26 protein-coding genes are annotated in these 23818 nt (G+C 55.2%); 14 read left to right on the top strand and 12 right to left on the bottom strand.

The window, feature by feature from the left end:
• Positions 1-18: 18 nt before the first annotated feature.
• From WFN87_RS15235 to WFN87_RS15225, 3 genes are read right to left on the bottom strand one after another with little or no spacing between them, the layout of a single operon-like run.
• Positions 19-897 (bottom strand): metal ABC transporter substrate-binding protein, encoded by an 879-nt coding sequence (locus tag WFN87_RS15235; RefSeq protein WP_336819602.1) that lies wholly within the window; start codon positions 895-897, stop codon positions 19-21.
• Positions 894-1778, bottom strand: a complete 885-nt coding sequence (locus WFN87_RS15230) for a metal ABC transporter permease (protein ID WP_008458268.1) — start codon at positions 1776-1778, stop codon at positions 894-896. Before WFN87_RS15230 ends, WFN87_RS15235 begins: the two co-directional genes overlap by 4 nt.
• Positions 1775-2470 (bottom strand): metal ABC transporter ATP-binding protein, encoded by a 696-nt coding sequence (locus WFN87_RS15225; RefSeq protein ID WP_166879725.1) that lies wholly within the window; start codon positions 2468-2470, stop codon positions 1775-1777. Before WFN87_RS15225 ends, WFN87_RS15230 begins: the two co-directional genes overlap by 4 nt.
• Before the next feature lie 401 nt (positions 2471-2871).
• On the opposite strand from WFN87_RS15225, the gene srlA reads away from it, so the two are divergent.
• From srlA to gutQ, 7 genes are all read left to right on the top strand, one after another.
• The gene (srlA, locus tag WFN87_RS15220) at positions 2872-3420 is read left to right on the top strand and encodes a PTS glucitol/sorbitol transporter subunit IIC (protein WP_008458272.1); all 549 of its coding nucleotides are present in this window, start codon (positions 2872-2874) and stop codon (positions 3418-3420) included.
• A 9-nt stretch (positions 3421-3429) separates the two neighbouring features.
• Positions 3430-4398, top strand: coding sequence for a PTS glucitol/sorbitol transporter subunit IIB (gene srlE / locus WFN87_RS15215; protein ID WP_336983594.1), 969 nt, complete (start codon positions 3430-3432; stop codon positions 4396-4398).
• A gap of 11 nt (positions 4399-4409) precedes the next feature.
• The gene (gene srlB, locus WFN87_RS15210) at positions 4410-4772 is read left to right on the top strand and encodes a PTS glucitol/sorbitol transporter subunit IIA (RefSeq protein WP_008458277.1); all 363 of its coding nucleotides are present in this window, start codon (positions 4410-4412) and stop codon (positions 4770-4772) included.
• Positions 4773-4801: 29 nt separating this feature from the next.
• Positions 4802-5581 (top strand): sorbitol-6-phosphate dehydrogenase, encoded by a 780-nt coding sequence (gene srlD / locus WFN87_RS15205; RefSeq protein WP_008458279.1) that lies wholly within the window; start codon positions 4802-4804, stop codon positions 5579-5581.
• A 57-nt stretch (positions 5582-5638) separates the two neighbouring features.
• The gene (gene gutM / locus WFN87_RS15200; RefSeq protein WP_008458281.1) at positions 5639-5998 is read left to right on the top strand and encodes a transcriptional regulator GutM; all 360 of its coding nucleotides are present in this window, start codon (positions 5639-5641) and stop codon (positions 5996-5998) included.
• 68 nt (positions 5999-6066) lie between these two features.
• Entirely contained in the window at positions 6067-6852 is a 786-nt protein-coding gene (srlR, locus tag WFN87_RS15195) for a glucitol operon DNA-binding transcriptional repressor SrlR (RefSeq protein ID WP_008458284.1), read from the top strand.
• The gene (gene gutQ / locus WFN87_RS15190) at positions 6833-7795 is read left to right on the top strand and encodes an arabinose-5-phosphate isomerase GutQ (protein ID WP_336983593.1); all 963 of its coding nucleotides are present in this window, start codon (positions 6833-6835) and stop codon (positions 7793-7795) included. The genes srlR and gutQ overlap by 20 nt, the downstream gene beginning before the upstream one ends.
• A 41-nt stretch (positions 7796-7836) precedes the next feature.
• Here gutQ and mltB read toward each other — a convergent pair whose 3' ends face one another.
• The gene (mltB, locus tag WFN87_RS15185) at positions 7837-8913 is read right to left on the bottom strand and encodes a lytic murein transglycosylase B (protein WP_336983592.1); all 1077 of its coding nucleotides are present in this window, start codon (positions 8911-8913) and stop codon (positions 7837-7839) included.
• Positions 8914-9171: 258 nt separating this feature from the next.
• On the opposite strand from mltB, the gene WFN87_RS15180 reads away from it, so the two are divergent.
• The 4 genes from WFN87_RS15180 to gloB all read left to right on the top strand — a co-directional run bounded on the left by WFN87_RS15180 (position 9172) and on the right by gloB (position 12591).
• Positions 9172-10110: a LysR family transcriptional regulator gene (locus tag WFN87_RS15180; RefSeq protein ID WP_336983591.1), complete on the top strand. Its 939-nt coding sequence runs from the start codon at positions 9172-9174 to the stop codon at positions 10108-10110.
• Positions 10111-10456: 346 nt separating this feature from the next.
• Positions 10457-11011, top strand: a complete 555-nt coding sequence (locus WFN87_RS15175) for an OsmC family protein (RefSeq protein WP_008458291.1) — start codon at positions 10457-10459, stop codon at positions 11009-11011.
• Between the two features lie 34 nt (positions 11012-11045).
• Complete coding sequence (gene gstA, locus WFN87_RS15170) at positions 11046-11657, top strand: glutathione transferase GstA (protein WP_008458293.1); 612 nt, start codon at positions 11046-11048, stop codon at positions 11655-11657.
• A gap of 136 nt (positions 11658-11793) precedes the next feature.
• Positions 11794-12591 (top strand): hydroxyacylglutathione hydrolase, encoded by a 798-nt coding sequence (gene gloB / locus WFN87_RS15165; RefSeq protein WP_336983590.1) that lies wholly within the window; start codon positions 11794-11796, stop codon positions 12589-12591.
• A gap of 197 nt (positions 12592-12788) precedes the next feature.
• On the opposite strand, the gene WFN87_RS15160 is transcribed toward gloB, so the two are convergent.
• Positions 12789-13415: a TetR family transcriptional regulator gene (locus WFN87_RS15160; RefSeq protein ID WP_166995630.1), complete on the bottom strand. Its 627-nt coding sequence runs from the start codon at positions 13413-13415 to the stop codon at positions 12789-12791.
• 59 nt (positions 13416-13474) lie between these two features.
• Between WFN87_RS15160 and WFN87_RS15155 the strand changes: the two genes are divergently transcribed.
• The gene (locus WFN87_RS15155; protein ID WP_336983589.1) at positions 13475-14506 is read left to right on the top strand and encodes an MDR family NADP-dependent oxidoreductase; all 1032 of its coding nucleotides are present in this window, start codon (positions 13475-13477) and stop codon (positions 14504-14506) included.
• A gap of 213 nt (positions 14507-14719) precedes the next feature.
• Here WFN87_RS15155 and trpS read toward each other — a convergent pair whose 3' ends face one another.
• Positions 14720-15739, bottom strand: a complete 1020-nt coding sequence (gene trpS, locus WFN87_RS15150) for a tryptophan--tRNA ligase (protein ID WP_336983588.1) — start codon at positions 15737-15739, stop codon at positions 14720-14722.
• Positions 15740-16015: 276 nt separating this feature from the next.
• On the opposite strand from trpS, the gene WFN87_RS15145 reads away from it, so the two are divergent.
• Positions 16016-16687 carry an HAD-IB family hydrolase gene (locus WFN87_RS15145; RefSeq protein ID WP_336983587.1) on the top strand — a complete coding sequence of 224 codons (672 nt, stop codon included), beginning with the start codon at positions 16016-16018 and terminating at the stop codon, positions 16685-16687.
• Between the two features lie 46 nt (positions 16688-16733).
• Here the strand turns inward: WFN87_RS15145 and WFN87_RS15140 are convergent, their stop codons facing one another.
• The 5 genes from WFN87_RS15140 to WFN87_RS15120 form a co-directional block, all read right to left on the bottom strand.
• A complete protein-coding gene (locus WFN87_RS15140; protein WP_008458305.1) occupies positions 16734-17774 on the bottom strand; it encodes a TerC/Alx family metal homeostasis membrane protein in 1041 nt (346 codons plus the stop codon).
• Positions 17775-17903: 129 nt separating this feature from the next.
• A complete protein-coding gene (locus WFN87_RS15135) occupies positions 17904-18674 on the bottom strand; it encodes an anti-sigma factor family protein (RefSeq protein WP_008458308.1) in 771 nt (256 codons plus the stop codon).
• Positions 18671-19183, bottom strand: a complete 513-nt coding sequence (locus tag WFN87_RS15130) for an RNA polymerase sigma factor (protein ID WP_008458310.1) — start codon at positions 19181-19183, stop codon at positions 18671-18673. The genes WFN87_RS15135 and WFN87_RS15130 overlap by 4 nt, the downstream gene beginning before the upstream one ends.
• Positions 19184-19203: 20 nt before the next feature.
• Positions 19204-19746, bottom strand: coding sequence for a cytochrome b (locus WFN87_RS15125; protein WP_336983586.1), 543 nt, complete (start codon positions 19744-19746; stop codon positions 19204-19206).
• The gene (locus WFN87_RS15120) at positions 19743-20831 is read right to left on the bottom strand and encodes a catalase family peroxidase (RefSeq protein ID WP_442892777.1); all 1089 of its coding nucleotides are present in this window, start codon (positions 20829-20831) and stop codon (positions 19743-19745) included. The genes WFN87_RS15125 and WFN87_RS15120 overlap by 4 nt, the downstream gene beginning before the upstream one ends.
• A gap of 577 nt (positions 20832-21408) precedes the next feature.
• Between WFN87_RS15120 and WFN87_RS15115 the strand changes: the two genes are divergently transcribed.
• Positions 21409-22974: a methyl-accepting chemotaxis protein gene (locus WFN87_RS15115; RefSeq protein ID WP_336983585.1), complete on the top strand. Its 1566-nt coding sequence runs from the start codon at positions 21409-21411 to the stop codon at positions 22972-22974.
• A gap of 37 nt (positions 22975-23011) precedes the next feature.
• Here the strand turns inward: WFN87_RS15115 and WFN87_RS15110 are convergent, their stop codons facing one another.
• Positions 23012-23728 carry a Type III secretion system effector HopBA1 gene (locus WFN87_RS15110; RefSeq protein WP_336983584.1) on the bottom strand — a complete coding sequence of 239 codons (717 nt, stop codon included), beginning with the start codon at positions 23726-23728 and terminating at the stop codon, positions 23012-23014.
• Positions 23729-23818 lie beyond the last annotated feature (90 nt).

Raw genomic sequence — 23818 nt, 5'->3', positions numbered from 1 at the left:
AGCTGGCCGGGAGAAAAACTACTTCATGCTGTTGGCGATGGTGTTCACGTTGTGCTTGAACGCCTTTTCGTAGGTACTTGCCGGGCCGCCAGGGCCTGAAAGCGCCTCAGGATAAAGCTCACCGCCGGGCTTAGCGCCGGTCGCGCTGGCAATTTGCTTCACCAGACGTGGGTCGGTCTGATTTTCGATGAAGTAGGTGGCGATATGTTCATCTTTCAACTGTTTAATCAGAGATGCAACGTCGCTGGCGCTGGCCTGAGCTTCAGTGGAAAAGCCCACTGGTGCCAGGAACGTGACGCCGTAAGCCTCACCAAAGTAGCCAAATGCATCATGGCTGGTCAGTACCTTGCGTTTAGCCTGCGGCACATCCGCAAAGCGTTTTTTCGCCCAGCCGTCTAGCTGCTTCAGGCGAGCTGCATAGCTATCGCCGCTTTTACGGATAGCCGCTGCATCCTGTGGGTCGGCAGCAACCAGCGCTGCAGCGATATTTTCCGCGTAGATTGCCCCGTTTGCCGCGCTGTTCCACGCATGTGGGTCAGTGATTGATTTACCGTCTTCTTCCATGCTGCGGGTGTTAATTCCCTGGGAAGCCACGATAACTTTGCCCTTGTAGCCGGACGCCGTCACCAGGCGATCCATCCACCCTTCCATGCCGAGCCCGCTTACAATCACCACATCCGCATTACGCAACGCGACGCTGTCTTTCGGCGAAGGTTCAAAGCTATGCGGGTCGCCATCCGGCCCCACCAGGCTGGTGACTTTGACGTGGTCGCCGCCAACCTGTTTAGCCATGTCGGCCAGCACGGTAAAACTTGCCACTACATTCAGCGTTTTCGCTGCAGCCATCTGGCTGGAGAGCGCCAGAGCCAGCGCAATACCAATCCCTAAACGTTTCATTTAACCCCCTTTATGATTGCCAATTTCCTACGCAGCAGGCTCCCTGCAAGCACGCTGCGCGGTCCGAAAAGTATTGAGATAAAGAATGCGACGCTCGCGGTAAGCACAATGGCCGGCCCGGCGGGTAACGAGGCGTAGAAAGACCACACCAGCCCTAACCAGGCACAAATCAGGCCACACACCACGGCAAGAGCGATCGAGCCCGGCAATGTCTTAGCCCAGCAGCGCGCGGCAATGGCGGGGAGCATCATCAGGCCAACGGACATTAATGTGCCGAGGATTTGGAAACCGGCCACCAGGTTAAGCACCAGCAGCGCCAAAAACGTGCCGTGTATCAGCGACGGCAGCAGCCGGTTGTTCACCTGTAAAAAGCTGCGGTCAAACGACTCCAGCACCAGGCCGCGATAAAGCAGCGCCAGTGCAATCAGCGTCACGCTTGCAATGAGCCCCACAAACTTAATAGCCTCACCATCCACGGCGAGAATTGAGCCAAATAGCAGGTGCAGTAGGTCAACGCTTGAACCGCGCAATGATATCAACGTCACGCCGAGTGCCAGCGACCCAAGGTAGAATCCGGCAAAGCTGGCATCTTCTTTTAACGGCGTCCGGGCGCTAACCCAGCCGGAAAGTAAAGCCACCAGCACGCCAGCGACAAACCCACCAATGCCCATTGCCACCAGAGACATACCGGCAACCAGATAACCCACGGCAACGCCGGGTAAAATGGCATGAGAAAGCGCGTCACCCACCAGACTCATACGACGAAGCAGAAGAAAAATGCCGAGCGGAACGGTACTCAGAGAAAGCGACAGGCAGGCCACCAGCGCGCGGCGCATAAAGCCGTAAGCCACAAACGGCTCAATAAAAAGGTGATAAATCATGCAGTTTGTACCAGGCGTGGGCGAAAGGAAGCATATTGCGCTAAGGCTTCGTCGGCGTTACCCCACTGGTAACCCTCCGGGGTGAGCAGCAAGACTTCAGGAAAATGCCGACGTACCAGCTCGTTGTTATGCAGCACGCTGATAAGCGTCTTGCCATCCCGGTGCATCTGGCACATCAGTTCCATTAAAAATTCACTGGTCTGCGCATCCACGCCGGTGAACGGCTCATCGAGCAGAACCAGCGGTGCGTCCTGAACCAGCAGGCGAGCAAACAGCATGCGTTGAAACTGTCCCCCTGAGAGCACATCAATCGGCCGCAGGTAATGGTCACTTAATCCCACGCGCTCAATCGCTTCCGTCACGCGTTCACGGTGCTGGCGACGAAGACCGGAAAACAGCCCGCGTCCCGGCCAGCTCCCCATACAAACCACGTCATAAACCGTGGCGGGAAATTGCCGATCCATCTCCCCTAACTGCGGCAGCCAGGCAATGCGCGGGCGCATATTGTCCTGAAACTTTACGCTGCCGGAAATGGGAGGCAGTAGCCCGGCCAGGGTTTTTAACAACGTCGATTTACCGCAGCCGTTCGCCCCAATCACCGCCGTCATGCTGCCGCGCTGAAACTGGCCGCTGAGGGCCGACACAACCACGTTGCCGTAATAGCCCAGCTCGAGATTCTGCAGTTCGATCATGGCAGGATAACCGCCCAATGAATGGCGCCCCACAGGCCGAGGATCAGCAGCGCGACAAGGGCCGCGCGAAATAGCCCGGAAAGGCTTAACAGTGAAGAGGGAGCTGCAACAGACATACCGGCACCAATATTGTTTCGTTATAACATAACATAATCTACCCAGTAGTCCTTGTAAATTCCTGTTTTACACCTCGGCATAAACGAACCCTCAATCAAGCCCCCTTTTCCCTTCCGTTAATCAGAACGTCATTTTTTCACCTCTTTCACCACTCAATAACCTTTCAAACTGACAGATTTATATTTCACAATGAGATCTAAATAACATATTTACGCATTTCAAAATGATTAATATGAGCCACCACCGGGAACAACGGTGAGCAGATAACCCTACAGGAGACAGAAATGATCGACATGATTACCCACGGGGCGGAGTGGTTTATTGGCCTGTTTCAGAAAGGCGGAGAGGTCTTTACCGGTATGGTGACCGGCATTCTCCCTCTGCTGATCAGCCTGCTGGTGATAATGAACGCGCTGATTAACTTTATCGGCCAGCACCGCATTGAACGTATGGCGCAGCGCTGCGCCGGCAACCCCGTTTCGCGTTACCTCTTGCTACCCTGCATCGGCACCTTCGTGTTCTGCAATCCGATGACGCTAAGTCTGGGGCGCTTTATGCCTGAGAAGTACAAACCGAGCTATTACGCCGCCGCATCGTATAGCTGCCATTCGATGAACGGTTTGTTTCCCCACATCAACCCTGGCGAACTGTTTGTTTATCTGGGCATTGCCAGCGGGTTAACGACGCTGGGCCTGCCGCTGGCCCCGCTTGCAGTGAGCTATTTGCTGGTTGGGCTGGTTACCAACTTCTTCCGCGGCTGGATAACCGATCTCACCACCTCGATTTTCGAGAAAAAAATGGGCATTGAGCTGGAACGCCAGGTCCGCCTCTAAGGAAAAATCATGACTCAAAGCATTCGTATTGAAAAAGGCCAGGGTGGATGGGGCGGGCCGCTGATCGTCCCGGTCGATCCGAGCAAAAAAATCGTTTACATCACGGCGGGTACGCGCCCGGCAATCGTCGATAAGCTGAGTGAAATGACCGGCTGCCAGGCGGTAGACGGTTTTAAAGACGGCGAGCCGCCGGAGGCAGAAATTGCGCTGGCAATCATAGACTGCGGGGGCACGCTGCGCTGCGGGCTCTACCCTAAACGCCGCATCCCGACCATCAATATCCACGCCACCGGCAAATCAGGCCCCCTGGCGCAGTACATCGTTGAAGATATTTACGTATCAGGCGTCCGGGAAGAAAACATTAGCTGGGCCGATGGCGAACCGCAGGCCGAACGCAAACCTGCGCCAGCGCGGGACTACGACGCCAGCAAAAAAATCACCGAACAAAGCGACGGCCTGCTGGCCAAAGTCGGTATGGGAATGGGTTCAGCCGTAGCCGTGCTGTTTCAGGCGGGGCGCGACACTATCGACACGGTTCTGAAAACGATTCTGCCTTTTATGGCCTTCGTGTCGGCGCTGATTGGCATCATTATGGCCTCCGGGCTGGGCGACTGGATTGCCCACGGCCTGGCCCCGCTGGCCAATAACCCTCTCGGTCTGATTACGCTCGCGCTGATTTGTTCCTTCCCCCTGCTCTCACCTTTCCTTGGCCCTGGGGCGGTGATTGCGCAGGTCATCGGGGTGCTGATTGGGGTGCAGATTGGCCTCGGACATATCCCTCCTCACCTGGCGCTGCCCGCGCTGTTCGCCATTAACGCCCAGGCCGCCTGCGATTTTATTCCTGTTGGCTTGTCTCTGGCGAAAGCGCGCCAGGAAACGGTGCGCGTCGGCGTGCCTTCTGTGCTGGTCGGGCGCTTTTTAACGGGCGCCCCTACCGTGCTAATTGCCTGGCTGGTGTCCGGCTTCATCTACCAATAAAGGAAAGCCCCATGCAAACCATTTACCAGACCACCATCGTCCAGATTGGAGAGTGCGCTCGCGAGGCGCTGGCAGACAACATGCTTATTACCTTTCGGGAAGGCGCCCCGGCGGATATTCAGGATTACTGCTTTATCCACTGCCACGGCGAGCTGACCGGCCAGCTAAAGCCAGGTATCCACTTTGAACTCAATGGCCAGCATTACGCCGTTACCGCCGTCGGCGACGTGGCCCAGCAAAACTTGCAGGAGCTCGGGCACATCACCCTGCGCTTCGATGGTGAAGCACGGGCGGAATACCCTGGCACCGTACACGTCGCTGGCCCGCTGCCTCAGGGCATTGAACCCGGCTGCCAGCTGAAGTTTGTTGCATAAACATTATCATTTAATCAAAGGAGTAAAACATGAATCAGGTTGCCGTTGTCATCGGTGGAGGCCAAACGCTCGGGGCGTTTCTCTGCCATGGGCTGGCCCAGGAAGGCTACAAAGTTGCCGTGGTGGATATTCAAAGTGAGAAAGCGGCCCGCGTCGCGCAGGAAATTAACGACCAGTACGGGCCGGGTTCTGCCTGGGGATTTGGCTCGGACGCCACCAGCGAGCAAAGCGTTACCGCGCTGGCTCACGGCGTGGACGAGATTTTCGGCCAGGTCGATCTGCTGGTTTACAGTGCGGGCATCGCCAAAGCGGCGTTTATTGGTGATTTCGCTCTGGGGGATTTTGACCGTTCGCTGCAGGTAAACCTTGTGGGGTACTTCCTGTGCGCCAGGGAGTTCTCCCGCCTGATGATTCGCGACGGGATTAAAGGCCGCATCATCCAGATTAACTCAAAGTCCGGCAAGGTCGGCAGCAAGCACAACTCCGGCTACAGCGCGGCGAAATTCGGTGGCGTGGGGCTGACGCAGTCTCTCGCCCTCGATCTGGCGGAATACGGCATCACGGTGCATGCGCTCATGTTGGGTAACCTGCTCAAGTCGCCAATGTTCCAGTCTCTGCTGCCGCAGTACGCGGAAAAACTCGGCATTCCTGCTGACGAAGTAGAGCAATACTACATCGACAAAGTCCCCTTAAAACGCGGCTGTGACTACCAGGATGTGCTTAACACGCTCCTGTTTTACGCCAGCGATAAAGCCTCTTACTGTACCGGACAGTCGATCAACGTCACCGGCGGGCAGGTTATGTTTTAACTCTCGGGTCACCGGTTGCCTCTGGCCCTCAGCCAGAGGCGGCCCAAAGGAGGATGCATGATGAATGCACTGATCGCCCTGGCGGCGATCGCCTGGCTAAGCCAGCTACTGCTCGGCGGCTGGCAAATTCGTCGTTTTAATCGGGCCTTTGACCGGCTCTGCCAGCAGGGTGCCGTTGGTGTAGGCCGTTCATCCGGGCGTTTTCGGCCCAGAGTGGTCATTGCCCTCGCCTTTGATGAGCGGCAAAACGTCCGCGATAGCCTGATAATGAAAGGCCTGACGGTTTTTGCCCTCCCACAGCCAGTAATGCAGTTACACGGCATGAATCGGCAGGAATTGCAGCCCGATGTGATCTTTCCCCATGATCGTGATTGTCAGAATGCTCTATCATTAGCGCTTAAACTGAAACAGGGTTAATTTCGTTTCGAATGCTTATTGCTTGCGAAATTACCGAATCGAAATTTATTGCAAGGTAATAAGAGCCTATGAAACCACGTCAGCGGCAGGCGGCGATCCTGGAACATCTGCAGAAGCAGGGAAAATGCTCGGTGGAAGATCTCGCCCAGCATTTTCAAACCACCGGCACCACGATCCGTAAAGATTTGGTGCTGCTTGAAACGGCTGGCACCGTGCTTCGCACCTATGGCGGCGTAGTGCTCAGTAAAGACGAACCCGATCCGCCCATTGACCACAAAACGCTGATCAATACCCAGCAAAAACAGCAAATTGCCGAGGCGGCGGTCAAGTATATCCACGATGGCGATTCCATTATTCTGGATGCGGGCAGCACCGTTTTGCAGCTGGTCCCGCTGCTCCAGCACTTCAATAACATTACGGTGATGACCAATAGCCTGCATATCGTCAACGCGCTGTCTGAGCTGGACAACGAACAAACCATCCTGATGCCCGGCGGCACCTTCCGTAAGAAATCGGCCTCGTTTCATGGCCAACTGGCGGAAAACGCCTTCGAACACTTCAGCTTTGACAGGCTCTTTATGGGCACCGATGGCATCGATCTCACCGCCGGGGTCACAACCTACAACGAGGTTTATACCGTCAGCAAAGCGATGTGCAACGCGGCGCGCGAAGTGATCCTGATGGCCGACTCCTCAAAGTTTGGCCGTAAAAGCCCGAATATTGTCTGCGGACTGGAGAGAGTGGATACGATCATCACCGACAGCGGCATTAGCCACGAATTCCTCACCGCGCTGCGTGAAAAAGGCGTGAAAGTGATTGTTACCGGAGAAGAAGATGCATCAGCGAATGATTGACGCCGCACGAGAAACCCTGCTGCTGGAATTACAGGAAGCGAGCCGCCTGCCGGACAGACTTGGCGAAGGTTTTGTCGCCGCCGCCAACGCCGTGCTCACCTGTCAGGGGAAAGTGATTGTTTCCGGCATGGGCAAGTCCGGGCATATCGGGAAGAAAATTGCCGCCACCTTTGCCAGCACCGGCACGCCCGCCTTCTTCGTTCACCCCGCCGAAGCGTTACACGGCGATTTGGGGATGATCGAAAGCCGCGACATCCTGCTGTTTATCTCCTATTCCGGCCATGCGAAAGAGCTGGATTTAATTATTCCTCGCCTGCAGGAAAAGGCCGTTAAGCTGATTGCGATTACCGGCAAAGCTGAGTCGCCGCTGGCGAAAGCGGCCTTTGCCACCGTAGATATTTCAGTAGAGCGTGAAGCCTGCCCGATGCGCCTGGCGCCGACCTCCAGCGCGGTTAATACATTAATGATGGGCGATGCACTGGCCATGGCCGTCATGCAGGAGCGCGGCTTTAACGAAGAGGACTTTGCGCGTTCACACCCTGCCGGTGCGTTAGGTGCCCGTTTATTAAATCGGGTTCATCATCTGATGCGCACCCACGAGCAGCTCCCACAGGTGGCGGACAGCGCCTCCGTCATGGATGCCATGCTGGAGCTAAGCCGCACAGGCCTGGGGCTGGTTGCCGTCTGCGACAAAGCGCAGCAAGTTGCCGGCGTCTTTACCGATGGCGACCTGCGCCGCTGGCTGGTGGGCGGCGGTAAGCTGGAAGCCGGGATCAAAGATGCCATGACGAAGAATGGCACGGTGCTGAATGCCGAGACCCGGGCGATAGATGCCAAAGAGATGCTGATGAAAAAACGCATTAGCGCGGCGCCGGTCGTGGATGAAAACGGCAGGCTGCTGGGGGCAATTAACCTGCATGATTTTCACCAGGCAGGTATTTGAGAACCGCCTTTATCGCCCCCAAACGGGGGCGATAAAACGTATTACTGAACGCGAGCCAGCGCGACGGCCTGCCCTAATTGCCATACCGCCATCGCATAATGGGTGCTGTGGTTGTAGCGGGTAATGGCGTAGAAGTTTGGCAGCCCGTACCAATACTGGTAACGATCGCCCATATCCAGGCGCAGCAGGCTCACTTCCTGATGGTTGCCCAAAGCGCCCTGCGGGCTCAGGCCGGACTGACCCAGCGCCGCCACGGAGTATTTGGTGTTGAAGCCGTTAGCCAGCCCCGGTACCTGCCCATTGGCCGGCACGGCAACCATGTCGCCCTTTTCCCAGCCGTGCGCTTTGAAATAGTTCGCCACGCTGCCGATAGCATCTTCCGGATCCCACAGGTTCACGTGCCCGTCGCCGTTGAAGTCCACCGCGTACTCTTTAAATGAGGAAGGCATGAACTGCCCGTAACCCATTGCTCCGGCGAAGGAGCCTTTGAGCGCCAGCGGATCGTCCCCTTCATTACGCGCCATCAGCAGGAAGGTTTCCAGTTCGCCCGCAAAGTATTGCGCGCGGCGCGGATAGGCAAAGGCAAGCGTCGCGAGAGCATCCACGATGCGTGTTTTACCCATCACGCGGCCCCAGCGGGTTTCAACCCCGATGATTCCGACGATGATTTCCGGCGGCACGCCATAAACCTGATAGGCGCGGTTCAGGGCCGATTCATACTGGTTCCAGAACTTAACGCCGTTCTGTACGTTATCCGGCGTGATGAATTTAGCGCGATAGCGTAGCCATGCCCCGTTCGGCCCGGCAGGCGGCGCGGTCGTCGGTGCCTGCTGATCCATCAGGCGCAGCACGTAATCCAGACGTTTGGCCTGGGACAACACTTCATGCAGCTGGCGACGGTCAAAGCCATGCTCATTCACCATTTTGTCGATAAACTTCTCTGCTTCCGAGTTGTAAGCAAAATCACCGGTTTGCATAAAGACATCGTGCTGTGGCTGGAGCAGGAAACCGCCAGACGGCGTGCCGCTGGTCGTCTGCTGTTCGGCGGTTTTCGGCTTACTGCTACAGGCAGAGAGTAAAACCAGCATAGGAAGAAGTGCTGCGGCTGAATAACGCATCTGATGGGCTGTCCCTGTGAATGTTCGCGAAAGTTTCGCAATAATGGTAATCCATAATTACTCATCTGAATATGTCTCTCTGGCCCCTCACGTCATACTCGACGGGTCTCTGGTCGCGACTTATTGGCAGCCCGGAGATGAATCTTCCCTCTGCCAAACCGCCGCAATGCGTTACCAGAAGCGTCGGCAGGGCATATCATTTAAAAAAGTGATCTAAATTGATATAACCGTTCAAAATAGCGAACAATAAGTCCTGAGATGAACAATAAATTTCAAGCGATGGAAGTCTTTGTGCAGGTGGTTGACGCCGGCGGATTCAGTCGTGCGGCGGAAGCCATGAAGCTGCCCAAAGTGACGGTGTCGACGCTGATTAAGACGCTGGAGACAACGCTGGGGGTCAGGCTGCTGAACCGTACCACACGTCACTGCAGCGTCACCGCGGACGGTGCCGCCTACTACGAACATTGTTTACGCATTTTGACGGAGATTCGCGTAGCGGAAGAATCGCTCTCAAGCACCAGGCTCAGTCCAAAAGGACGGCTGCGGGTCGATGCACCCACCGGTCTTGCCAGCGAAGTTCTGGTGCCCGCCCTGCCTGATTTCTTTGCCCGTTTCCCTGACATCAGGCTAGAACTGGGCTGCAGCGATCGCTCAGTCGATCTGATCGAGGAGGGCGTAGATTGTGCCGTGCGGGTCGGCGAGCTACGCAACTCTAGCTTGATTGCACGTCGCGTGGGCGTTATGCACTACATGACCTGCGCGGCCCCGTCCTACCTGAAGTGTCATGGCCGCCCCCTGCACCCGGACGATCTGGTGCATCATCAATGCCTGAATTATTTTTCGCCCCGCACTGGCCAGATTTTTGATTGGCATTTTTCCCGTGAGGGGGAACGTATCAAGCGTACTCTCACCGTCCCCATCGCACTGAATGACAGTTATGTATATACCGCGGCTGGCTTATCCGGCCTGGGCATCGTGCAAATGGCGGCATTCCTGATGGAACCCATGCTGAAAGATGGCCGTTTCGAGTTGATACTCGACGACTGGAGCAATGATCCGATGCCTATTCATGTGGTGTATCCGCAGAATCGCCATCTATCGACCAAGGTCCGCGTTTTTGTGGAGTGGATTGTCGAGCTTTTTGCGAAGCATCCAGGTATGGCCCCGGCGACAGCCCGTCGTGCCCGTCGCACTTAATTTCTCATGTCATGGCGTTGAGTTGCCACTGGCCCCCACCTCTTCGAAAACGATCCCACCTGCCTTGACCCCACCCCGCACATCCCAGCTAGCTTGAAGCCGGAGCCATAGCCCTACCCGGGAGGGTAACCCGACCGGGAAACTCTCCTGCCGGCTGGACATATCTTGAAGCTCGAGCCCCGAATTGGCTGCCTGTCATTGTTCGCTATTTCGAACAGTCATATCCATTTACATGGCTTTTTCCGACTACAGGCCATGTTTAAGATGGCCGCAAGAAAGCCGCCAAAACGGCAAGGCAATCTGACTTTGACAACCAGCCGCAGAGCGGCTTCTGGAGGATCATATGATGGGCAAAACCGTAAACGGTATCAACGTCGCCGACCTACAACAATTCGCCCAGGACGTGCGCGACAACCCGGCCAGGGGCGCAATCCGCTTCAACGTTAAAACGAAATGGCAGGGCCAGACGCGGACGGTAGCGAGCGTCGATCATTACGAACTGGGGGGCGAGAAACACGCACGCCATTTCGAGATTGCCGCCGACGAACCGGCCCAGCTGCTGGGACAGAATACCGCGCCTAACCCACAGGAACTGCTGATGGCAGCGCTAAACGCCTGCATGTCAGTCGGCTATGCGGCGAATGCGGCCGCCATGGGCATCACCCTCCACAGCCTTGAAATCGAAACTGACGGTGAACTGGACCTGCGAGGTTTCCTGGGCCTGGATGACAGCGTGAATCCCGGCTATGACGAAATCCGGTATGTGGTGCGCCTGCGCACTGATGCTACCCGCGAGCGGGTTGAGGAATTACACGCCCAGGCGACAAGAACGTCGGTCAACCTGGCGAACTTCTCCCGGGCGATCCGCATGGTCGAAACGCTGGAAATCCTCGAACCATAACCGCCAACAAGCTCAACATTAAATCTGAGGACTCATGAAACTCTATTACTCCCCTGGCTCTTGCGGGCTTTCCCCGGCCATCGCGCTGCGAGAGGCGTGCCTTGCCTTCGATCTGGTCAAAGTAGACTTCGCCACGAAGACGACTGTCGAGGGCAATTATCTCGATGTGAACCCGAAAGGCTTCATTCCGATTCTGGTGCTCGATAACGGTGACTTGATTACCGAAGGTGCAGTCATTCTGCAGTGGATCGCCGACCAGAACCCCGGCCTTAACCTGCTGCCCCCCTTCGGCACGCAGGAGCGCTATCGCGCGCTGGAATGGCTCAATGTCATCGCGACCGACCTTGCCAAAGGGATGTCGACGATGTTCCAGCCCTTTTTCGACGATGCGGCGAAAAACCGCTACGCCGAAGGATTCCTCAAAGGTCGGTTCGCCTTTGTTGAAGAGCATCTGTCGAACAACGACTATGTGCTCGGCAACGAATTTTCGGCACCTGATGCCTATCTCTATAACGTACTGAACTGGCCGCCCCGCGTTGGGATCGACATGTCCGTTTACCCGGCCATTGAGCGATTCATGCGGCGCATGGAACAGCGCCCCAGCGTTCAGGCCGCACGCGCGGCAGAAGGTCTGCCCCCGCGCTGAGCAGTAAGTAGATCGCAAGCCGCCGGCCAATACCCGGCGCCGGCGGCAGCGGTTATTCATTCGGGGTTCAATGCCTCAGCGGCGCTCTAATTTCCCATCAAACAGCGCCGCGCTTTATTGTTTCCAGGAGTCCAGGATGATCGTTGAAAAATGCAATGGGTTATCGGTGCAGATCCTGCCCGTTCTCGAAGATAATTATATTTTCCTTATAGAAGATTTACGGACAGGTGCCCTGGCCGTCGTTGATCCAACCGAGGCCAGTCCGGCACTGGATGTGCTTGAAGGGAGGCGCGTAGATCTGATCCTTAATACGCACCATCATTGGGACCACGTTTCAGGCAACACGGAGATCAAGCGAAAAACAGGGGCACGCGTCATTGGCCCGGCGGCCGAAGTGGATGATATCCCGGGTATCGATCGGGGCGTGATCGGAGGCGATACGGTAGCATTGGGGGAGCATATTGCCCTGGTTATCGACGTGCCGGGGAATACGAGCGGGCACATCGCCTTTTGGTTCAAGGAGGCCGGGCTTCTCTTTTCCGGCGACACCATCTTTCATCTTGGCTGCGGGCGTGTCCAGGAAGCTGTGCCGGCCCAGATGTGGACTTCGATCGATAAAATAAGATCGCTGCCGCCGGAAACGCTCATCTATTCCTCGCACGAATACGCCGCCGACAATGCCCGCTTCGCGCTCACAATCGAACCAGACAACGCCGATCTGCTGAAGCAGATCGCGCTGATAGAGAACAAGAGGCAAGCGGGCATGCCGACCGTTCCATCGACACTGGCAACGGAGCTCGCGGCCAATCCGTTTCTACGCGTCGATCGGGCTTCCATACGCTCCCGATTGGGTTGCATGGAGAGCGCCAACTGGGAAGTCTTTGCCAAACTACGCCGTATGAAAGACGCTTTCCGGGAGCTAAAAAATCTGTGAATGGTTTCGTAAATTTTTAGCTCACGTCGATATAACAGGCTAAACGAGATAGCTAAAGCTCTGTTACGTCCAAAAGTGGCGTAACAGATGCATAAGCCGGTTATTAAAAACCGCCACTCGTTGCCCAATGCCAGCCGGTTGAAGTTTCCTGGGAGGGAAGATTCAAAGACACACAGGCGGAAAGTAAAAGCGTGTGTTTATGCTGTCTGCCCTCTTAAGTACCCAAAAAGCAACTGAACCAATTCCCGCTTCAGCGCCGATGAACCGGTCAATCCGCGCAAGGCCGCCTGATGCACAATCCCTTCAATAGCAGCGGATAATGTCCACGCCGCTGTCTGAATATCATCGGCATTCCGTCGCGCCCCATACCGGGAAACAAGGGCGAGGTAGTACTCGTTATACTTTTTTTCAAATTCGGCGTGAGCCGAAATAGCCTCGTCGCTCCGGGGGGCTTCTTCCACCAGGGCCCGATGTAGAGCGGGATGTGCCCCATGTACCGACAGCATGCCTTCGATCAGCAGGTTGAAACTCTGGTTCACATCCTCGGTATTTTCACTGGCAGCCTGCAGGACGTTGATAACATCGCTGAAATGCTTCTTTCTAATGGCCTCTACGAGTACGAGCTTGTTGGGAAAGTATTGGTAAAGCGACCCGATGCTGACACCCGCAAACTCGGCCACTTCATTGGTGGTGAAGTATCGCCAGCCTTTTTCACCTAAAACCTGAGTCGCAGCCTCGACGATCGCGCTCACTGTCGCCTGAGAACGCTTCTGCTTTGGGAGCTTCCGCATCCCGTTATCGCACGGCTGAATGCGAGTAGACATCACTGTGCCTCCAACTCAAAATGTGAACTCCAGGCTCACATTATACAAGGATTGGTCAGGTGCATCCTCTGCCAGCCACAAACCGTGAACTCCGACTCAAGGTCAGACCCACCAGCCGCCCAAAGGTTTCTGACTTTGAGATAGTCGAAGTGGCTTTACCCGTTGCACAAAACGATGAGGTTCTGGTCAGGAACCGTTATTCGCGAGTCTCCGCCTCGCTGCGCATGATGATCAGCGAGGGCGCCGAAGCCATCCCTGGCGTACCGTTTCCGGCGCTGAAGCCGGGCGACACTCTGGCGGAGGAAACGCTCGGCGAGGTCCTTTCTTCTCCACCTGGGAGTGAACTCAGGCCGGGCGATCGGGTTCGGCATTTCATGGGCTGGCGCGAGTATGCCGCCGTCCCGCTCGCGGAGTGCGTCCGTGTTGATAGCCGAGTTTATCCGGACGTCGCGAGCCTTTCGCATGGCTCGACGGCTTATGCGGCATTGACGCGAGGCGTTGAAATCAGGCCCGGTGATACCGTCCTTATCACCAGCGCGGCCGGCGCAATAGGCTCTATGGCCGGGCAGATCGCCCGACAGCTTGGCGCTGGACGAGTGATTGGCAGCACAAGCTCCAGGCAAAAAGCCGAACGGCTTGTTAAGGAATTAGGTTACGACGCGGCGGTGATTCGGGGCAGCGGCAGCGACGTGGCACAGCTGCGTGAAGTCGCTCCGGAAGGCATTGATGTCGTGCTCGATTGCGTAGGCGGGGAACAACTGCAGTCAGCCATCGTGGCTGCACGCCCAGGTGCCCGAATTGCGATCGTCGGGGCTCTGTCGGGCCAGCTCGCTGATGCAGGAACGGGACGGGAAGCCCCCGTCGAGCTCGATTCAGTCCAGATCCTCCTGAAAAAGATCACGATACGCGGATACAGCGCTGACGACGACCCGGATGCTCACGCGGAATGGGATACGAGATTTGCAGAATGGCTTCAAACAGGGGATATCGTGTTTCCACATGTCATCGTCAATGGGATAGAGCGGGCCCCAGAGGCCATTCAGGCTATTGCGGAGGGCAGATACTTCGGCACCGTGTTTGTCGAGTTTTAGGGCTTGTCATCATGTTGCCGTAAGCATACCTGCCTGGATGCCACGTGCTATTTAAGCTTTGTGGTTTTTCAGCCCTGCAGGTACGCTTCACTGCCAGATTCTTCAAAAATTATGAGAGCACGGGCGGTTGTATTCCACCAGCCCTTGCTCTGTCAGGCTTCACCGGCTGGCTGACTAAAGCGTCGATGTTCGCCGTCTCGCGCCCTTCTGCCGTTAAAATAGCACCGGCAGCCCCAGCGCACGTTTCACTTCGTCCGCCGTTTGCTGCGTCAGCGCTCGTGCTTTTTCACTCCCGGCTTTCAACACCTCTTGCAAATAAGGCTTATCTTCGATAAAGCGATTTCGCCGCTCTCTGATCGGCGCCAGCAGGTTTTGCAGACAGGTTTCCAGCTCGTTTTTACACTGCCGATCCCCCAACCCACCGCGCTGATAGTGCTCTTTCATCGCCTCAACGTTCTCTTTGTCTTCATGGAAAGCATCCAGATAAGTAAACACCACATTGCCTTCAATTTTTCCCGGATCGTTAACGCGCAGATGATCCGGGTCGGTAAACATGGCGCTCACGGCCTGATGAATCTGCTGTTCGCTGGCGGAAAGGGTGAGCGTATTGCCCAGGGATTTTGACATCTTAGCGTTACCGTCAATGCCCGGCAGACGGCTGACCGGGCTGAGCAACGCTTTGCAGGGGGTTAATATCGGCGTCGGCGTCAGGCTATTCATCTTGTGCACAATTTCATTGGCCTGTTCGATCATCGGCAGCTGATCGTCCCCCACCGGCACCAGGCTGGCTTTAAATGCGGTAATATCCGCGGCCTGGCTTATCGGATAGACAAGAAAACCAGAAGGCAAAGAGCGAGCAAACCCCTTCTGGGCTATCTCGCTTTTTACCGTCGGGTTTCTTTCCAGCCGGGCGACGGTCACGATGTTCATATACAACATGGTGAGTTCGGCCAGCGCTGGCAGAGAGGATTGCAGGCAGATTGTGGTTTTCTGCGGATCAATGCCAACCGCCAGGTAGTCCGCCATCACCTGCAGAATGTTTTCGGCGACTTTCTCCGGGCGGCTGCCGTTGTCGGTTAGCCCCTGAAGGTCGGCGACCAAAATGTGCTGCTGGTGCTCATTCTGAAGCTGAACGCGTTTACGCAGTGAGCCGACGTAGTGCCCAAGGTGAAGCTGGCCGGTTGGACGGTCGCCGGTAAGAATGGTTTGCTGTAAAGCGTGTGAACTGCTCATAACTGCCTCCTGAGGCTGATAAATCTTGCCGGAGGGCGAACAGTTAAACGAAATAGCCGCCTTCCGGCGGCTATTAGAAAAGGGTGAACGAATTCCTGCCGCCTCTAAAGAGACAGCCACCAGCGGATAACGATAAGTGCGGTGTGATTTATGTTCATTCGGCTACCCTATCACATTTCGCGATGGTTTCCGTAGCGGGATTTAAAAGTTTATAATTTCCCCATCGCTCGCAAGATGCCCTCGCGACGAACAGATAAAAAGGAAAGTTGGGAATCTATGGTTGTTATGAATGATCCTTCGCCAGGCGTCCTGTCGGTTTTTGATTTTGACGGCACGCTGACCCATAGCGATAGCTTTGTCCCGTTCCTGCGGTTTGCCTTTGGGCGCAAAACCTTCGCGCGCAAGATGATGCGTATGGTCATTCCGACGCTCAAATGCCTGCGCCGGAAACTAACCCGCGATGAATTAAAAGAAATCCTGATTTCAACCTTCTTAACCGGCGTGAATGAGCAGTGGGTTAAGAATAAAGCCGAAGTGTATTGCGCGAAAAACTTCGAAAAAATGATGCGCCCGCGTGGGCTGATGGCGGTTGCCGCTGAGCTTCGTTCTGGCGCTGAAGTTACGCTGTGCTCTGCGTCTCCGGCCATCGTGCTGCTGCCGTTCGCCGAACGTCTGGGCGTGAAGCTCATCGGCACTCAGCTTGAAGTGGTGGACGGCGTGTTAACCGGCCGCATTAACGGCCATAACTGCCGCTGCGATCAAAAGATTCAGCGTCTGGAACAGATTTATGGCCCGCTTAACCAGCTGCACTTGCGCGCCTGGGGGGATTCAAGAGGGGATTATGAGCTGCTGACCGCAGCCAGGGATTACCACTGGCGCCACTTCCACCGCGCCAAATCTCGTCGTCGCTCACCTATCGAAAGATTACGCCTCGACAAACATCTCTGAATCTCGTCATCAGGACGCCCTCGCCCGAAGGCGTCCTTCATCCTGTTCAGTTCTTACTGTCGCTTGATTCCGCTTTTGCCGGGAACATGACGCTGAGGATGATGCCCACGGCCAGCACGCCCAACACAACGTACAGGCTGGCGGTGGCCGAGATGCTGTACCCGTGATGCCAGATATGTTCGCTGGCGTTAAGCCCGAGCTTAACGGCGATAAAGAACAGCAGCACCACCACCGCTTTTTCCAGGTGAACGAGATACTGTTTTAACGCTTCCAGCACAAAATACAGGGTACGCAAGCCAAGTATTGCAAACATCATTGCGCTGTAGACGATCAGCGGTTCACGGCTGACGGCAATAATGGCCGGGACAGAATCAAAAGCGAACATCACGTCAGACAGTTCAACCACCGCCACGCAAAGCATCAGCGGCGTAGCATACAGCGTGGCTTTTTTTACTCGCCCAACGGTGATGGCCTGGTTTTCTGGCTTCGCCAGCTCGTGGTCAACCTCAGCCTGGTTAAGCAGGAATTTGCGCCCGGCAAGCTTTGGCCAAAGAGGGAAAAAGCGTTTTACCAGCCGATAAGCCAGATGCTGAGAGTAGTCCTCAACTTCGTCCTCTCCATCGTTGCCTTTGAGCATCATCACCGCCGTCCACGCCACAATCAGCGCAAACACGATTTCAACATAAGGCCCCAGCGACAACAGCCCGGTGCCGATGGCCACAAAAATGCCTCTGAAAACAATCGCGCCGATAACGCCCCAGTACAACACGCGGTGCCGGTAGCGATCCGGAATGCCGAACCAGGCAAAAATCGCCATCATCACAAACAGGTTATCGACGGAAAGCACCTTCTCAAGCGCGTAGCCGGTGACAAACAGGCTGGCGACTTCTGCGCCGTGATGAAGATATAAAAAACCGGCAAAAAGCATTGCCACTGCAACCCAGAACACCGACCACAAAGCGGCACTTTTCAGCGAGATGGGCTCGTCTTTGCGGTGCATAAAAAGGTCGATAAAAATGGCACCCACCGAAAGCGCAAGAAATACCGCTACCGTTTCGGTCGGGAAGCCAATATGTGTAGATATCATGTTTTATCCTTCAGGAATGACGGAGGCAGCTTCGGGGGATCCGAGTGCCGCCTCACTCCATTCAGGATAAGACCTTCAGGCAAAAATGGTATATTTTTTCTGACATTGGCGAATAAACCGACGCCTGCATTAAATTGCTCGCGCATCCCCCGCGTACTGCGCTACCGCCTGTTGTAACCTCGCCGTCTGGCTGTCATTGGCCGGGCTTATCATCGCGTAGTTATAGCGGCGATCGCTCCAGTACTGCGCGGTCAGGTTATCGGCCTGTCGCTCCCCTTTCCCCAGCGTAAACATGCCGGAGGGCCGGATATAATACGCCACGCGCGTGCCCTGAGCGTCCCGGTAGACCACCAGCGCCGCCGGCCCCTGCTCGGTTACCATTAAACGCCCGCCCACCAGCGTAAAACCGTAATTATCGAGGTCTGGTGCCAGCGCCCCGTTAATAAAGTAGCGACTCATCCAGTTATTCACCTCCGCGCGATCGCTGGCCACAACGTCCAGCGCTTTCACGCTGCCACTGTTCACCAGACGATAGGCCTGCACGGCATCTTCCATCGGCAGAATTTGCCGCAGAACTTCGCTGGCATGCAGCTGCCACCCGGCCACGCCGCCCATGCCGACGGAGAACAGCAGGCTAAAAGCAACGGCTAACCGCCACCGGCGAGTGCGCTGGATTTGCTGCCGCGCCCGCTGTACTTCCGAAGCAGGGGCAGAAACCTGTGGCACAAATTCGTCCAGCGAAAGACGTAAACGCCGGGCATCGGCCTGCCATTTTTTGACCTGTGCGGCCTGCTCGGGGTGCTGCTGCAAATAGTGCTCAACCCACTTTTTGCGCTCGTCATCCAACTGCCCGTCAACCCAGGCATGGAGATCCTGCTCGTCAGGTATGCGCGATTTCATTTTAATCTCCTTAACGCCGGGGTGGATGGCGTGCCTTCATCCCATTTTTGCAGCTGTTTTCTGGCTCGGGACAAACGCGACATCACGGTTCCCAACGGAATATCCAGCGACTCAGCCGCCTCTTTATAGCTCAAACCTTCTACGCTGATGAGCAGCAGTAATGCGCGCTGCTCCACGGGAAGCTGGCTGAACATCGCCAGCATATCGTCGTTGATCAGCATCTCCTCCGTTGACGCGGCCACCGGGTGTTCATCGCCGGTAAACAACGACAAAATACGCTGATAGCGTCTTTTTCGCCGCTCGCCGTCAATGAATTGCCGGTAGAGAATAGAGAACAGCCAGCTGCGAAGGCTTTCCCTTGCCGCCAGATTCCTCTCGCGGGTAAATGCTTTCTCAAGGCAGGACTGCACCAAATCCTCCGCGGCATGAGGATTCCGCGTGAGCCATAGGGCGAAACGCTGCAGATGCGGCAGCATTTCCCGTACTTCCTGTTCGCTCAGTTTTGACATGATTTACTCCACTGGCGATGTTAGCCCCGGCCTTTGTAGCCCGTCATACTGCTGAACACGCCATCACGCAACAGCAGCGCATGAAATAATGCGGCGGTCAGATGCAGAATTACGATGACGAACAGCAGCAGAGCAAGCCAGGTATGCAGCGGCCGAAGCACGGCATAAAGCTCAATATTTTTCGCCACCAGCGCCGGTAGCGTGATGCCAGTCCCCAGCGTCACAGGATAGCCCGCTGCAGAGAGCATGGCCCAGCCTACCAGCGGCTGGGCTACCATCAGAAGATAGAGCAGCCAGTGGGATAAATGTGCCAGCGCTACCTGAAAACCTGGCAGATTCGCCGGGAGCGACGGCGTTTTATAACGAAGGCGGAGATAAACCCTCAGGATAACCAGCAGCAGAATGGCAACGCCAAGCGGTTTATGCAATGAGTATAAAAAAGCGTGTAATGCCGACACCGTGGACACCATCCCCACGCCGATAAACAGCATTGCCACGATCATCAGCGCCATCGCCCAGTGAACGACGCGCAGCAGAGGGTGAAAATACGTCACTTTGCTCATAACCGGCCCCCTTTATTTACCTGAGCTTCTTCATGCGTGCGGCGATTGAAGGATGATGAATAAGCCGCAGAGCGCGCGCTAAGCAGCGGATCGTCTGAGCCAGAAATACCTTCCGGCAAGATCAGAGGATCGTAGTTGATGTCCCGGCAGTTGCCGTCAGCTTGATCTTGTGCGGTAGTGAGCACCAGCGTGCCTGCGTTAAGTTTTTGGTGGCTATCGGGCCAGGCTTTTGTCGCATCGTTAATCACATCGCCCTTTTCAGCCACGCTGATAATCAAATCCCATTTCAGCGGCCCCTGCTGCAGGCGCTGCTTGATGTCCTGCTGCAGGAACAAAGGATTCGCTTTGTCCTCCGCCGTCACCGGCACGCCGGGGGTTTGCGACTGCATACTCCAGCGCACGCCATGAACGTCCCCAGTTTTATTGGTAAATAAGAAGGCGTTCAGGCTGTTGTAGCTGTCACTGGCCCAGCTCGACGTCGGCACATAGCCCTTCACCCAGGCAAAAAACGGCTTTGCCTCCGGGTGAGCGCTGATAAATGCTTTCATTTTGGCTGGATCGGGTTTGCCCGTTTTAGGATCGGGAATACCCGCCATTTGCTGATCGTAGAAGCCCTGCGGCGTTGCGACGCTAAAGAACGGCAGCGCGTTCATCCCGGTACGCCACTCCTGGCCATCACGGGTGATAAACTGCAGCGCCATACTGCGCACTGGCACCGCACCATCGGGCGCGTTGGGGTTACCGCCAGCAATTGCCAGGCGGCCAATGACCGGCGTATTGCCCGGCAGGAACACCGTTGCTTTCGACAGCGCGCTGGCGCTACCGTTGGAGTCAAAATATCCCACTACACAGACCCCTTTGGCATGATTGCGGCGGTAGCCGGGGTGCTCTCCTCCCGTTTTTTCCAGCGCATTAACCAGCTTGTCGGGGGATAAACGCCCCGGCGTCAGGGCCCCCCACGCCCAGGCAAACAGCAGGCAGAGGGCTAACGGAATGGCGACTATCACGGTGCCACGCAGTAAAAATTGCTGCGGGTAGCGTAAATTTTTAAACATCGCGCAGAAAGACGGACGAGGTTCTCGCATAGGATCGGCTCACAATAATGAAACGGTATTGGGTTTTGGAGCACATAGGACGAACGAAATGAGCATTTATTCCCAGGTAATTAAAAATTTTTATCGTCCGTATTCCACTATCAAAAGCAGGGGAATGATTGTTATTACTTTTTATATATTTCGGGAATGTGAACATTAAAAACACCGGTTCGGCCTTTTTCTTCAATAGGTAAAAAAGTTAAATTTTAAAAAAATAATAAACTTTTGTTAGCAGACGTAACGAACGTACCGAGTGAATGATTACAAGTCATCGACGCCAAGTTTAAAACATAGAAATAAAGTGAAACCACAAACTAAAAACAACATCATTTAACTTAGGGAGAGAAAAAATAAAAGCCATTGTTAGTTATGGAATAAAGTATTTCATCGCTACCAACACTGCGCGCATCGTTAAAAATCCGCCCTATTGACAACTTTTTGCCTGCAGATTAATTTCCTTTCCACCCTGTAAGCCAGCAAGACAACTTACCCTCCTGTATCCACTGCAGGAAAATACTCCGACAACACCATTAACATCACGCTCAATATTAATTAAAAGAGAGTTATTATGTTTAAAAACCTTTCCGTAGGTTCGCGAATAAGCGGCAGCTTTATCATTATTTTATTAACGCTGATTATGCTGACGCTGGTGGCGATTATGCAGGTAAATAAAATAAACAACGCGTTGATCGCCATCAACGATGTCAATAACGTTAAACAGCGCTACGCCGTTAATTTCAGGGGCAGCGTACATGACCGTTCAATTGCCATCCGCGACGTGACGTTGGTGCCGGCAGGCGAACTGCAGGGCGTTGTGGAACACATCCGCAAGCTGGAGCAGGATTACCAGGCCTCCGTTCAGCCGATGGAAGGCATCTTTGCCCAGGGCAGCGACGTGACGCCCGAAGAGCGTACTCAGTACGAAAAGATAAAAGAGGCCGAGCAGCAAACGCTCCCGCTGGTGAATGAGATTATCGTTCTTCAGCAAAAAGGCGATGTGGAGGGCGCGCGCCAGGTCATCCTCAATCAGGCTCGTCCTGCTTTTGTTAACTGGTTGGCCACCATTAACGGTTTTATCGACATGGAGACTCAGCTTAACGACGCTTTGGCTAATACGGCGCGCGGTATTGCGCGAACATTTCACCTTCTGATGCTTACCCTGGCGCTGGTTGCCGTGGCGATTGGACTGCTGATCACCTGGTCAACCACACGCAAAATCACGCTTTCCCTCGGCGGTGAACCGGTTGATTTACTGCGTATGACCAACGCCATCGCCGCCGGAGATCTGACGCAAACGCCCGAGCTGCGTAAAAAAGATTCCAGCAGTATTCTGGCCTCGCTCAGCCATATGCAGAATGCGCTGCGCCAGCTGGTGCTGGAAGTTCGCCAGAACGCAGAGGGTGTGGCGAGCGCCAGCGCGGAAATTGCCAAAGGAAGTAGCTCGCTTTCTGCAAGGACGGAGAACCAGGCTGCGGCGCTACAGCAAACATCAGCGGCGATGGATCAGGTGGCGAGCACGGTGCGGAACAATGCGGAAAGCGCGCAGTACGCCAGCAAACTTGCCAGCTCTGCCGCCAGCGAAGTCACCCAGGGAAGTGAAATGGTGCAGGGGATCGTCAGTACTATGGAGGAGATCACTCAGGAATCCGTACGTATTGCGGACATTACCTCCGTGATCGAGGGGATCGCTTTCCAGACTAACATTCTGGCACTGAACGCCGCCGTTGAGGCCGCCAGAGCAGGTGAACAAGGCCGGGGTTTTGCCGTTGTCGCCACTGAAGTTCGAGCCCTTGCTCAACGCTCTTCCAGCGCCGCGAAAGAAATAAAAGGCCTGATTACCGGCTCAGTGCAGCGGGTAAACAGCGGGGCGCAGGAGATCGATCAGGCGGCGGAAACCATGAGCAAGATTTTAACCACCGTCAGCCAGGTGAACAGCATTGTGAACGAAATTGCGCATAACTCAGCAGAACAGGCGACCGGCGTGAATGAGGTTGCCCAGGCCGTTGCGCAGATGGATAAAAACCTGCAGCAAAACGTCGCGTTGGTTGAGGTGACGTCCTCCACGGCAACCTCTCTCGATAGGCAATCTCGCGTTCTGCGTGAAACCGTCAGCGTTTTCCAGGTTGCCTCCTGAGCCTACAAAGTACGGGGAATCGCCATTCCCCGTTTTTTTATTTCGGGAAATTAATCACCAGGTGGCTATTGTCGTCTTTCTCGTTCAGCGAACAGCCTGGGGCTTTACCACTCGAGTCGAAAGAAACCACAGGGCCGGGACGCATATCTTTAGGGCCTTGTTCACGGCTATGGTGAAAATGACCGCCGCCGCCCCAAACCAGCGTTTTACGTGCGCCAATGGCACGCTCTTCTTTTTCTGCCGCAGCGTTCCAGGCAATATTGAGCGCCAGCCGTTTGTTCATGTATTTGATGGCTTCCATCGGCGTTTTCGGCGCAGCGCCGGGAATATGGCGGTCAATGCCGGCGACGGAAATACCCGCTTTGTGCGCTTCATAAAGTGCCCCGGCAACCTTATCTACCCAGGCCTCGCCGTGTTTTGACCAGGCGTTCATGATGAAGTTTTTTGTCGCCTCTTTGCCATGAGCCAGCGATTCGTGAAACAAGGCGTTATCGCTGTATTTCACAAACTCTACCGCCAGCAGATCCACACCAGCCTTTTTCAACTCGGGAATGGCATGGCCGACAAATTCAGGGATCGCAAGCTGACCATGCACGTCGCCCAGGTAAGCAAGCTTGTTATCCCGGAACAGGTTAGCCAGGGCCTGAACGGGATCGTTTACCGGCGGCTTAATTTTAATATCAGGGTGGATCCTTCCGCTGGTGTTAAGAGCGGCGGGCTGAACGCGATTTGACTGACCGACTGCAGAAAACATGGTTATCTCCGATGTTGGGATGTTTTCTGATAAGTGGGTCACTGAAAATTGAGTTCCTGAAAACAGGGTCAAAAAGATGTGTCTAAACGC

This window comes from Cedecea sp. AS113, from assembly GCF_037152415.1.
GTDB lineage: Bacteria > Pseudomonadota > Gammaproteobacteria > Enterobacterales > Enterobacteriaceae > Cedecea.
Note: the sequence above shows the minus strand (reverse complement) of the source record. Positions and strands in the feature narration are given on the sequence as shown.

Coding starts and splice junctions, on each gene's coding strand:
- WFN87_RS15140 (WP_008458305.1), bottom strand. CDS start 17,774: ATGATATCTACACATATTGGCTTCCCGACCGAAACGGTAGCGGTATTT.
- WFN87_RS15120 (WP_442892777.1), bottom strand. CDS start 20,831: ATGCGAGAACCTCGTCCGTCTTTCTGCGCGATGTTTAAAAATTTACGC.
- WFN87_RS15135 (WP_008458308.1), bottom strand. CDS start 18,674: ATGAAATCGCGCATACCTGACGAGCAGGATCTCCATGCCTGGGTTGAC.
- gutM (WP_008458281.1), top strand. CDS start 5,639: ATGATGAATGCACTGATCGCCCTGGCGGCGATCGCCTGGCTAAGCCAG.
- gloB (WP_336983590.1), top strand. CDS start 11,794: ATGATCGTTGAAAAATGCAATGGGTTATCGGTGCAGATCCTGCCCGTT.
- WFN87_RS15160 (WP_166995630.1), bottom strand. CDS start 13,415: ATGTCTACTCGCATTCAGCCGTGCGATAACGGGATGCGGAAGCTCCCA.
- srlR (WP_008458284.1), top strand. CDS start 6,067: ATGAAACCACGTCAGCGGCAGGCGGCGATCCTGGAACATCTGCAGAAG.
- gstA (WP_008458293.1), top strand. CDS start 11,046: ATGAAACTCTATTACTCCCCTGGCTCTTGCGGGCTTTCCCCGGCCATC.
- srlD (WP_008458279.1), top strand. CDS start 4,802: ATGAATCAGGTTGCCGTTGTCATCGGTGGAGGCCAAACGCTCGGGGCG.
- gutQ (WP_336983593.1), top strand. CDS start 6,833: ATGCATCAGCGAATGATTGACGCCGCACGAGAAACCCTGCTGCTGGAA.
- WFN87_RS15175 (WP_008458291.1), top strand. CDS start 10,457: ATGGGCAAAACCGTAAACGGTATCAACGTCGCCGACCTACAACAATTC.
- WFN87_RS15230 (WP_008458268.1), bottom strand. CDS start 1,778: ATGATTTATCACCTTTTTATTGAGCCGTTTGTGGCTTACGGCTTTATG.
- WFN87_RS15115 (WP_336983585.1), top strand. CDS start 21,409: ATGTTTAAAAACCTTTCCGTAGGTTCGCGAATAAGCGGCAGCTTTATC.
- WFN87_RS15235 (WP_336819602.1), bottom strand. CDS start 897: ATGAAACGTTTAGGGATTGGTATTGCGCTGGCTCTGGCGCTCTCCAGC.
- WFN87_RS15130 (WP_008458310.1), bottom strand. CDS start 19,183: ATGTCAAAACTGAGCGAACAGGAAGTACGGGAAATGCTGCCGCATCTG.
- WFN87_RS15180 (WP_336983591.1), top strand. CDS start 9,172: ATGAACAATAAATTTCAAGCGATGGAAGTCTTTGTGCAGGTGGTTGAC.
- srlB (WP_008458277.1), top strand. CDS start 4,410: ATGCAAACCATTTACCAGACCACCATCGTCCAGATTGGAGAGTGCGCT.
- srlA (WP_008458272.1), top strand. CDS start 2,872: ATGATCGACATGATTACCCACGGGGCGGAGTGGTTTATTGGCCTGTTT.
- WFN87_RS15225 (WP_166879725.1), bottom strand. CDS start 2,470: ATGATCGAACTGCAGAATCTCGAGCTGGGCTATTACGGCAACGTGGTT.
- srlE (WP_336983594.1), top strand. CDS start 3,430: ATGACTCAAAGCATTCGTATTGAAAAAGGCCAGGGTGGATGGGGCGGG.
- WFN87_RS15110 (WP_336983584.1), bottom strand. CDS start 23,728: ATGTTTTCTGCAGTCGGTCAGTCAAATCGCGTTCAGCCCGCCGCTCTT.
- trpS (WP_336983588.1), bottom strand. CDS start 15,739: ATGAGCAGTTCACACGCTTTACAGCAAACCATTCTTACCGGCGACCGT.
- WFN87_RS15145 (WP_336983587.1), top strand. CDS start 16,016: ATGGTTGTTATGAATGATCCTTCGCCAGGCGTCCTGTCGGTTTTTGAT.
- WFN87_RS15125 (WP_336983586.1), bottom strand. CDS start 19,746: ATGAGCAAAGTGACGTATTTTCACCCTCTGCTGCGCGTCGTTCACTGG.
- mltB (WP_336983592.1), bottom strand. CDS start 8,913: ATGCGTTATTCAGCCGCAGCACTTCTTCCTATGCTGGTTTTACTCTCT.